Genomic DNA, 7017 nt, shown 5'->3' on the forward strand with positions numbered 1-7017 from the left:
TTGGCCGGAAAGGCCGTCGATGACGGCCGCCGACCCGCTGGCCCGCCTCGGGCCAAAAACCCAAGCCTGGCTGGCCGAGCTGGGCGTGTACAGTCACGCCCAGTTGGTTGAGCTGGGCGCAGTGGAGGCGTTTGTGCAGCTCAAGGCGCGCGGCCATACGGTGGCGCGCACTTTGCTATGGGCATTGCATGGCTGCGTGTTGGGCTGCCGTGGCAGCGAACTCGACGCCGAGCTGCGCGAGTCTCTGTGGCAAGCGGCGCGCGCGCGGCCAACACCGCCGCCGCCGCTGGATTGGGCCGAGGCCGAACGCTGGATGGCGCTGGCGCTGGCGCTGGCGCACGAGGCAGCCGCGGCGGGCGAAGTGCCGGTGGGCGCGCTTGTGGTGAAAGATGGCCAGGTGATTGGCCGTGGCTTTAATCAGCCGATTGGCCGCCACGACCCCAGCGCCCACGCCGAAATGCTGGCCTTGCGCCAGGCGGCGGCCACGCTGGGCAATTACCGGCTGGACGGATGCAGCCTGTATGTGACGCTGGAGCCTTGCCCGATGTGCGCCGGCGCCATCCAGCATGCGCGCATCGCCCGGCTGGTGTTTGGCGCGCACGACGGCAAAACCGGCGCCGCCGGCAGCGTGGTGAACTTGTTTGCCGAGCCGCGTCTGAATCATCACACCGCCGTGTACCCTGGCGTGCGCGCCGCCGAGGCGGGTGCGCTATTGTCCGATTTTTTTCGCGCCCGCCGCGCCCGGAGCCCTGCCTGATGCACATCGTGATTGAGCTAGACCGCCAGCGCCTGCGGCTGCTGGCTGAAGATGGCGCGCTGTTGCGCGAATACCCGGTGTCCACCGCCGTGCGCGGCGCTGGCGAGCAGCGCGGCAGCTACCAGACCCCACGCGGCCGGCATGTGATCCGCGCCAAGATTGGCGCTGGCGCGCCGCGCGGCGCGGTGTTTGTCGGCCGGCGCTGGACCGGGGAATGCTGCACGCCAGAAAGCTGGGCGGCCAAGCCCGACCGCGACTGGATTCTGACCCGGATTTTGTGGCTGTCTGGCTGCGAAGTGGGGCTTAATCGGCGGGGAGACGTGGACACCATGCGCCGCTATATCTATATCCACGGCACGCCAGATGCGGTTGAGCTGGGCAAGCCCGGCTCGCATGGCTGCGTGCGCATGAATAACGACGACCTGATCGAACTGTTTGATCGGGTTCCTGCCGGCACGCCGGTGAATATTGTCGAACACAGCCAGAAGGAGAGCGCATGCGCGCAGCAATGATGGCCGCGCTGTTATGGACGCTGCCGGCAGCATCCATGGCCGCGCCCGATGCCCAGGCCTGGGCGCAGTGGCAACAGCAACAACAGCAGCAGACCTTGCACGAGGCGTACCCCAACCCGCGCACCCCAGGACAACCGTGGGTCAAGGTGGGCGTGCGCAGTCAGACGCTGAGTGTGTTTTCAGCCGAAGGCACACTGGAAAAACGCTACGACATTTCCACCGCCAAGCGCGGGGTGGGCGAAACACAAAACAGCTACCAAACCCCGCGTGGCTGGCATCGGATATGCGAAAAAATCGGCGATGGCGCAGCGAGTGACACCATTATTTTTCGCCGGGAAGTCACCCCCTGGAAATATACCCCGGAACTCCACGCCGAATATCCCAACAAAGACTGGATATTGACCCGCATCCTCTGGCTGTGCGGCCAGGAGCCAGGACTGAATCAGGGCAGCCGCGATGGGGTGCTGGTAGACAGTTACGCCCGCTATATTTACATCCACGGCGCCGGCCGCCATGTGCCGATGGGCACGCCAACTTCACTGGGCTGTGTGCGCATGACCAGCGAGGCGGTGATTGAATTGTTCGAGCGCACGCCTGTCGGCATGGAGGTTTTGATTGATGAAAATGGTTAATTGGCTGTCGCGCTGGAGCCTGTTGTTAAGCTTGCTCGCAGCGATCAGCCTGCCGGTTTGGGCCAGTGGCCCGGCACAAGGCGAAGCTGCGCCGGCCTTCCGGCTGGCAGATCAACACGGGGTGCTACGCGATCTGAGCGAGTTTCGTGGCCGCTGGCTGGTGCTGTATTTTTACCCGAAAGACCAAACCCAGGGTTGCACCGAACAGGCATGCAGTTTTCGCGATGACTTTGTCAAACTCAAGCTCCTGGGGGCTGAAGTCGTCGGCATCAGCCTGGACAGCAAGGAAAGCCACGCGGCCTTTGCCCAGAAATACCTGCTGCCCTTCCCGCTGCTGAGCGACCCGGATGGCGAGGTAGCCGCCCGCTATGGCGCGCTCACCAACTTGCTGGTGCTGAAATTCGCCAAGCGTCATACCTTTTTGATCGACCCGCAAGGCAAGGTGGCTCGCCGCTACACCGACCTGGACACCGCCACCTACGCCAGCCGCATCGTCAAGGACCTGAGCACGCTGACGCGCAAGCCGGCTCACTGACCATATGACTTCCAGCGCCGGCATGCACACCGGCGCTGCTGCTGACTGCTCCCATGCATATCGAAATCAACACCCCGGCCTTGCTGTTTCCGGCCATCTCCCTGCTGTTGCTGGCCTACACCAACCGCTTTCTGGGCCTGTCCAGCATCATTCGCTCGCTGCACCATGAGTATCTGCAAGACCCCGACCCAAAAATCATTGGCCAACTGGATAATCTGCGCCGACGGGTGGCGCTGATTCGCGGCATGCAGATTGTCGGCACGCTCAGCATTTTTTGCTGCGTGGTCAGCATGGTGCTGGTGTTCATTGGCCAGGGTGAAATCGCCACCTGGGTGTTTGGCGCCAGCCTGCTGCTGATGAGTGTGTCTTTGGCGATGTCGGTGCACGAGCTGTTCATCTCGGGCGATGCGCTGAATATTCTGCTCACCGACATGGCCGAGCCGCTGGCCGCCCATCAGCAGCGCGACGCCCAACCGCGCCGCCGCCGAGCGCCAGAAGACGACGCGCCCTAGCCCTGCCGCTTGCTCACTGCGCCAGCATGGCGTCAGTGGACACCGCCATGCGCAATGCGCCCCAATGCCGGCCATCAACCATCACTGGCAGCGAGATTTCCGACAGCACCTCACCGGTGTCGCGCGAATAGGTCTGCACCAGGAAAGGCTTGGTATTGCGCGCCGAGCGCAGGCCAATGGGGTCGTCAAAGCGGCGCATATGCCGGCTGTGCTGAATATCCTGGCTTAACTCACCGCTTTGCGGCTGGGCAAAACGGCTCTGGTGAGTCGGCGCATAGCCTTGGGTGTCCACCAGGCAGGTGGCGACGCATTGCGGCATGGCGCGAGCAATCTCATCCAGCAAGGGCTGAATGCGCTGCTGGAAGGCGTCGGTGTAGGCCAGGCGGAACTTGGGCGGCGCGCTGCCGGCCACCGGCTGATAGCGCTGGTCAAACACATCCAGCCCCTGCGCGACGATGGCCTGCAATTCCTGCTGGGCGCGCGCGCGAAACTCCCCGAGTTTGGCCACCCATTGCTCGACCACGCCATCCCCGGTGGTGAACGAGCCAACCACTTCCTGCACGTTTTCGGCGGCGGCGTTCATGTCGCGGGTGGTTTTTTCCACGGCGCCCACCGCCTGAGTGATGTCGGCAGACAGGGTGTGCACCTGCGCCACGTGGGTGGAAATCTCGCGGTTGCGCGCCGCCAGCGCCTGCATGGTGTCGGCCATGCGCGCCAGGCGCGCGCTGTTCTGCTCGAAGTCCGCCACCAGCGACGAGAAATTGCCCGAGGCGCGATCAACCACCTGCTTGGTGATTTCAGTGGTGCGCACAATGCCCTGGGTTTCCAGCAAGGTTTCGTCCACCTGGCCAACCATATGGTCGATATTGGCAAAAATGTCTTCCGTGGCGCGGCCCACTCGCTCGGCCAGCTTGCGCACTTCATCGGCCACCACGGCAAAACCGCGCCCGGCCTCGCCAGCGCGCGCGGCTTCAATCGCGGCGTTCAGCGCCAGCAGATTGGTTTGCTCGGCCACGTCCTTGATCAGGCCGGCAATCGACTGGATTTCGACCGATTGCTGCGACAGCTCGCTCACCGTGCGGGAAAAGCGCTGCATGGACTGGCTCATGTCGTGGATATGGCGGGTGATGTCCAGCAGCTCGCCATGCGATTCACGCGCCAAGTGCAAATTGTTTTCGGTTTGCCCGGCAATGGCGCCAGTTTCGCCAGACATGGCTTCCACATCGCTGGCGGTGGCGGCGCTCAGGCTGCGCACCGACTCGCTCAGCGTGCGCTGACTTTGCGCATGGCCGGACACCTGGCGGCTCATTTGCACCAGTCTGGCCGATTCGACGGCGGTGTGGATGGCCAACTGGCGGATGCGGTTGATCATGTCGCGCAGCTTGCCCTGAAAACGATTGTGGCTGGTGGCCAGCTCGCGGATTTCGTCATGGGTGTATACCGGCACGTCGTGCGACAAATCGCCCGTGCCCTCGCTGTGTTGATTCAGCAAGGTGATGATCTCGCGCAGCGGGGTGACAGTCAGGTGGCGCAGATACCACACCCAGCATAGGGTAGCCACCGTCAGCACGGCCAAGGCGGACCAGACCAGCCAATTCAAGACGGGATCATCCAGCTTGAACGACAAATATGCGGTCAATGCTGCGTGTGGAATAAACACCATGAACACGCTGAGCAGTTTTTTGGTCAGGTTGTTGAAAAACGTGCGTTCGATTTGACGGTAGATAGCCATATTTTCCAAACGTTGAAATAGCGTCTTTCCCATACTGCGCCCCTGTTTTTGCCATCCCGGAAACATTGGGCGTCGGGTTCTGGCATCAAGCAATCGCCGCGCCAACACGCAGCAGACCAGACCATGGACACCCCGGAAAGGCAAACGTTCGAATGTATACTGATATTCCTACCGTATAATGAACCTGTTGCTTATGCCAAAAATAAACCCGCCGGGCTTGACCCGGCGGGTTTCAGATTAAGCGCTGCCCACAAAACTCAGCGCAGCGATGCTGAATCAGGTGTGTAGCCATTAACAGGATAAATCCTCTGGCAAGGACACACAAAACATGGTCAGCGGTCGCAATCAGCCTTGCACAACTGGAATCTTGCCGATCTTGGCTTGCCATTCTTTCGGGCCGGTTTCGTGCACCGAGGTGCCGCCCGAATCCACCGCCACGGTCACCGGCATGTCCACCACGTCAAATTCGTAAATGGCTTCCATGCCCAGGTCGGCGAACGCCACCACGCGCGAAGCTTTAATCGCCTTGGACACCAGATACGCCGCGCCACCCACCGCCATCAGGTACACGGCCTTGTGGTCCTTGATGGCGCTGATGGCGGTCGGGCCACGCTCGGATTTGCCCACCATACCCAAGAGGCCGGTCTCGGCCAGCATCTGGCGGGTGAATTTGTCCATGCGGGTGGCTGTGGTCGGGCCAGCCGGGCCGACGACTTCGTCACGCACCGGGTCAACCGGGCCCACGTAGTAGATAAAGCGGTTGGTGAAGTCCACCGGCAGCTTTTCACCCTGGTTCAGCATATCGGTCATGCGCTTGTGCGCGGCGTCGCGGCCAGTCAGCAGCTTGCCGTTCAGCAGCAGGGTTTCGCCCGGCTTCCAGCTGGCCACTTCTTCGCGGGTGACGCTGTTCAGATCCACACGGCGCGCCTGGGCCGATGGGGCCCAGGTAACGGCCGGCCAGTCTTCCAGGCTCGGCGCTTCCAGCTGGGCCGGGCCGGAGCCATCCAGCACAAAGTGCACATGGCGGGTGGCGGCGCAGTTGGGGATCATCGCCACCGGCAGGCTGGCGGCGTGGGTCGGGTAGTCCTTGATCTTCACGTCCAGCACGGTGGCCAGGCCGCCCAGGCCTTGGGCGCCGATGCCCAGCGCGTTGACCTTTTCGTACAGCTCAATGCGCAGTTCTTCCACGCGGTTTTGCGGGCCACGGGCAATCAGTTCGTGGATGTCGATTTCGTCCATCAGCGCTTCTTTGGCCAGCACCATGGCTTTTTCGGCGGTGCCGCCAATGCCAATGCCCAGCATGCCCGGCGGACACCAGCCAGCGCCCATCTGCGGCACGGTTTTGATCACCCAGTCAACAATACTGTCAGACGGGTTGAGCATGACGAACTTGGTTTTGTTTTCCGAACCACCGCCCTTGGCGGCGATGTCCACTTCGATGCTGTTGCCCGGCACGATTTCGTAGTGAATCACCGCCGGGGTGTTGTCCTTGGTGTTCTTGCGGGCGCCGGCCGGGTCAACCAGGATGGAGGCGCGCAGCTTGTTGTCCGGATGGTTGTAAGCGCGGCGCACGCCTTCGTTGATCATGTCGGTGACGCTCATGGTGGCGCCTTCCCAGTTCACGTCCATGCCCACGCGCACAAAACAGGTGACGATGCCGGTATCCTGGCAAATCGGACGGTGGCCTTCGGCGCACATCCGGCTGTTGGTCAGAATCTGAGCGATTGCATCCTTGGCGGCCGGGCTTTCTTCGCGCTCATACGCTTTGCCCAAAGCCTGGATGTAGTCCTTCGGGTGGTAGTAAGAGATGAACTGCAAGCTGTCGGCAATGCTGTCGATCAGATCCTGCTGGCGGATGGTGGTCATGCAACGCTCCTCTGATTTTGGATTATGGGGGACATATCAGCAGGCGGCATTTTACTCGCACCTGCGCCCAACCGGGATATTGCGTTGCAGTAAAATCGAAAGAAAACGACAAGAACGCAAAAAAGCCAGGCATCAGCCTGGCGTTTTTGCTTGTTTGGCGTCCCCACGGGGATTCGAACCCCGGTTATCGCCGTGAAAGGGCGGTGTCCTAGGCCTCTAGACGATGGGGACATCTGGCGCATCCGGAGCGATTCGAACGCCCGACCCTCTGGTTCGTAGCCAGATACTCTATCCAACTGAGCTACGGATGCGTGACAGAAGTTTACCGCAAGCGACTTACGCCGCCAACGGGCTGAGGAGAGGCCTCCTCAAATAAGGAGCCTGGCGTTGACCTACTTTCACACGGGTAATCCGCACTATCATCGGCGCGAAGTGGTTTCACTGTCCTGTTCGGGATGGGAAGGAGTGGGG

7 protein-coding genes, 2 tRNA genes and 1 rRNA gene are annotated in these 7017 nt (G+C 61.8%); 5 read left to right on the plus strand and 5 right to left on the minus strand.

The genetic code is table 11. From position 1 onward, the window contains the following. The first annotated feature begins 19 nt into the window (after positions 1-19). From tadA to DFR34_RS11775, 5 genes are read left to right on the plus strand one after another with little or no spacing between them, the layout of a single operon-like run. Complete coding sequence (gene tadA / locus DFR34_RS11755) at positions 20-757, plus strand: tRNA adenosine(34) deaminase TadA (RefSeq protein ID WP_110391350.1); 738 nt, start codon at positions 20-22, stop codon at positions 755-757. Then, entirely contained in the window at positions 757-1269 is a 513-nt protein-coding gene (locus tag DFR34_RS11760) for a L,D-transpeptidase (protein WP_110391351.1), read from the plus strand. The genes tadA and DFR34_RS11760 overlap by 1 nt, the downstream gene beginning before the upstream one ends. After that, complete coding sequence (locus DFR34_RS11765) at positions 1254-1901, plus strand: L,D-transpeptidase (RefSeq protein WP_245906881.1); 648 nt, start codon at positions 1254-1256, stop codon at positions 1899-1901. Before DFR34_RS11760 ends, DFR34_RS11765 begins: the two co-directional genes overlap by 16 nt. Continuing rightward, positions 1888-2436 carry a peroxiredoxin gene (locus DFR34_RS11770; protein ID WP_110391352.1) on the plus strand — a complete coding sequence of 183 codons (549 nt, stop codon included), beginning with the start codon at positions 1888-1890 and terminating at the stop codon, positions 2434-2436. The genes DFR34_RS11765 and DFR34_RS11770 overlap by 14 nt, the downstream gene beginning before the upstream one ends. Positions 2437-2489: 53 nt before the next feature. Beyond that, the gene (locus DFR34_RS11775; protein ID WP_110391353.1) at positions 2490-2948 is read left to right on the plus strand and encodes a DUF2721 domain-containing protein; all 459 of its coding nucleotides are present in this window, start codon (positions 2490-2492) and stop codon (positions 2946-2948) included. A gap of 13 nt (positions 2949-2961) precedes the next feature. Here DFR34_RS11775 and DFR34_RS11780 read toward each other — a convergent pair whose 3' ends face one another. The 5 genes from DFR34_RS11780 to rrf all read right to left on the minus strand — a co-directional run. Then, entirely contained in the window at positions 2962-4680 is a 1719-nt protein-coding gene (locus DFR34_RS11780; protein WP_158281805.1) for a methyl-accepting chemotaxis protein, read from the minus strand. 345 nt (positions 4681-5025) lie between these two features. Then, a complete protein-coding gene (locus DFR34_RS11785) occupies positions 5026-6546 on the minus strand; it encodes a fumarate hydratase (RefSeq protein ID WP_110391355.1) in 1521 nt (506 codons plus the stop codon). 155 nt (positions 6547-6701) lie between these two features. Then, a tRNA-Glu gene (locus DFR34_RS11790) sits at positions 6702-6777 on the minus strand. Between the two features lie 3 nt (positions 6778-6780). Next, positions 6781-6857 (minus strand) — tRNA-Arg (locus DFR34_RS11795). Positions 6858-6925: 68 nt separating this feature from the next. Further along, positions 6926-7017, minus strand: a 5S ribosomal RNA gene (gene rrf / locus DFR34_RS17960); the annotation flags it as partial.

The organism is Rivihabitans pingtungensis (genome assembly GCF_003201855.1).
Lineage (GTDB): Bacteria > Pseudomonadota > Gammaproteobacteria > Burkholderiales > Aquaspirillaceae > Rivihabitans > Rivihabitans pingtungensis.